Genomic DNA, 1,761 nt, shown 5'->3' on the forward strand with positions numbered 1-1,761 from the left:
GTTCGGGGTGATGGGTGGTTGGTCGTTGTTTGAGAACTGCACAGTGGACGCGAGCATCTGTGGCCAAGTTTTTAAGGGCGCACGGTGGATGCCTTGGCACCAGGAACCGATGAAGGACGTGGGAGGCCACGATAGGCCCCGGGGAGTCGTCAACCAGGCTTTGATCCGGGGGTGTCCGAATGGGGAAACCCGGCAGTCGTCATGGGCTGTCACCCTTGCCTGAACACATAGGGCAAGTGGAGGGAACGCGGGGAAGTGAAACATCTCAGTACCCGCAGGAAGAGAAAACAACCGTGATTCCGGGAGTAGTGGCGAGCGAAACCGGATGAGGCCAAACCTACGACGTGTGAGACCCGGCAGGGGTTGCGTCGTGGGGGTTGTGGGATTTCTCTTGACCGGTCTGCCGGCCGGTCGGCGAGTCAGAAACCGTATGGATAGGCGAAGGGCATGCGAAAGGCCCGGCGTAGAGGGTAAGACCCCCGTAGTCGAAATCTGTACGGCTCGTTTGAGAAACACCCAAGTAGCACGGGGCCCGAGAAATCCCGTGTGAATCTGGCGGGACCACCCGCTAAGCCTAAATATTCCCTGGTGACCGATAGCGGATAGTACCGTGAGGGAATGGTGAAAAGTACCGCGGGAGCGGAGTGAAATAGTACCTGAAACCGTGTGCCTACAAGCCGTGGGAGCGTCGCGCAGGGACTTGTCCTTGCGTCGTGACTGCGTGCCTTTTGAAGAATGAGCCTGCGAGTTTGCGGTGTGTTGCGAGGTTAACCCGGGTGGGGTAGCCGTAGCGAAAGCGAGTCCGAACAGGGCGCTGTAGTAGCACGCTCAAGACCCGAAGCGGAGTGATCTAGCCATGGGCAGGTTGAAGCGGAGGTAAGACTTCGTGGAGGACCGAACCCACCAGGGTTGAAAACCTGGGGGATGACCTGTGGTTAGGGGTGAAAGGCCAATCAAACTCCGTGATAGCTGGTTCTCCCCGAAATGCATTTAGGTGCAGCGTCGTGTGTTTCTTGCCGGAGGTAGAGCACTGGATAGGCGATGGGCCCTACCGGGTTACTGACCTTAGCCAAACTCCGAATGCCGGTAAGTGAGAGCGCGGCAGTGAGACTGTGGGGGATAAGCTCCATGGTCGAGAGGGAAACAGCCCAGAGCATCGACTAAGGCCCCTAAGCGTACGCTAAGTGGGAAAGGATGTGGAGTCGCAGAGACAACCAGGAGGTTGGCTTAGAAGCAGCCACCCTTGAAAGAGTGCGTAATAGCTCACTGGTCTAGTGATTCCGCGCCGACAATGTAGCGGGGCTCAAGCGTACCGCCGAAGTCGTGTCATTGCAGTAATAAGCCCCAACGGGTGCTGTGATGGGTAGGGGAGCGTCGTGTGCCGGGTGAAGCAGCGCCGGAAGGCAGTTGTGGACGGTTCACGAGTGAGAATGCAGGCATGAGTAGCGATTCACACGTGAGAAACGTGTGCGCCGATTGACTAAGGGTTCCTGGGTCAAGCTGATCTGCCCAGGGTAAGTCGGGACCTAAGGCGAGGCCGACAGGCGTAGTCGATGGATAACCGGTTGATATTCCGGTACCCGCTGTGAAGCGTCAAACATCGAGCATCGTGATGCTAAGGCCGTGAAGCCGCCCCTGATCTCTTCGGAGTGAGGGGGAGTGGTGGAGCCGCCGGCCCAAGCGGTTAGTAGGTGAGTGATGGGGTGACGCAGGAAGGTAGTCCATCCCGGGCGGTGGTTGTCCCGGGGTAAGGGTGTAGGC

Annotated in this window: 1 rRNA gene (only partly in view); it reads left to right on the plus strand. The window is 58.3% G+C overall.

From position 1 onward, the window contains the following. Positions 1 to 61 precede the first annotated feature (61 nt). Positions 62 to 1,761 (plus strand): 23S ribosomal RNA (locus ACH5AO_RS37060); it runs 1,491 nt beyond the window's last position.

Source organism: Streptomyces sp. NPDC018964 (assembly GCF_044390325.1).
Lineage (GTDB): Bacteria > Actinomycetota > Actinomycetes > Streptomycetales > Streptomycetaceae > Streptomyces.